Source organism: Halomonas sp. DP1Y21-3, from assembly GCF_019801245.1.
GTDB lineage: Bacteria > Pseudomonadota > Gammaproteobacteria > Pseudomonadales > Halomonadaceae > Halomonas > Halomonas litopenaei.
The window spans coordinates 1-665 of record NZ_JAHVJM010000023.1 but is presented as its reverse complement, the minus strand read 5'-3'; the positions used below and the strand labels follow the sequence as shown (position 1 = coordinate 665).

Here is a 665-nt window from a genome sequence, read left to right as displayed (position 1 = left end):
GGTTCATGACTGGGGTGAAGTCGTAACAAGGTAGCCGTAGGGGAACCTGCGGCTGGATCACCTCCTTAAACGACACGTCATCTGACTGTCGGTAAGTGCTCACAATGAATTACCTGATCAAGCAAGAGTAACGACTGTTTGGGATTTATGCCCAATATTGCTCGGCAATGGGTCTGTAGCTCAGTTGGTTAGAGCGCACCCCTGATAAGGGTGAGGTCGGCAGTTCAAGTCTGCCCAGACCCACCATCTTCATAAGTTCAGCGAGTGCACGCCTTTGGTGTGGTGAAGATCGGTGAGCTCGCCGGGTAGCATCGGATTTGCCCAGGCCCATCGTTTGATAGCTGGTTCTGGTCAAGCATACCCGACAGGATATGGGGCCATAGCTCAGCTGGGAGAGCGCCTGCCTTGCACGCAGGAGGTCAGCGGTTCGATCCCGCTTGGCTCCACCATTTCTCACCTCGAGTAAAACAGTCGTCAAGTTCTAAGCAAGATGCTTGTTCGCCACCAGGCGATATCAAGTCTCTCGCTTAGAGCTTTTGCTCTAACGCTCTTTAACAATGTATATCATGCTGACAAAGTAAGATACGTTTCAAGCGTATCCGGCAATTGTCGTGACATCATCGATTGACAGACCCTTTGGGGTTATATGGTCAAGCGATGAAGCG

At 51.3% G+C, this 665-nt stretch carries 2 tRNA genes and 1 rRNA gene; all 3 read left to right on the top strand.

Annotation, left to right across the window (positions count from 1 at the left end):
- Positions 1-68 (top strand): 16S ribosomal RNA (locus KUV74_RS20760); the annotation flags it as partial.
- 101 nt (positions 69-169) lie between these two features.
- Positions 170-246: transfer RNA gene (locus KUV74_RS20755), tRNA-Ile, on the top strand.
- Positions 247-373: 127 nt separating this feature from the next.
- Positions 374-449 (top strand) — tRNA-Ala (locus tag KUV74_RS20750).
- The last annotated feature ends 216 nt before the right edge of the window (positions 450-665 follow it).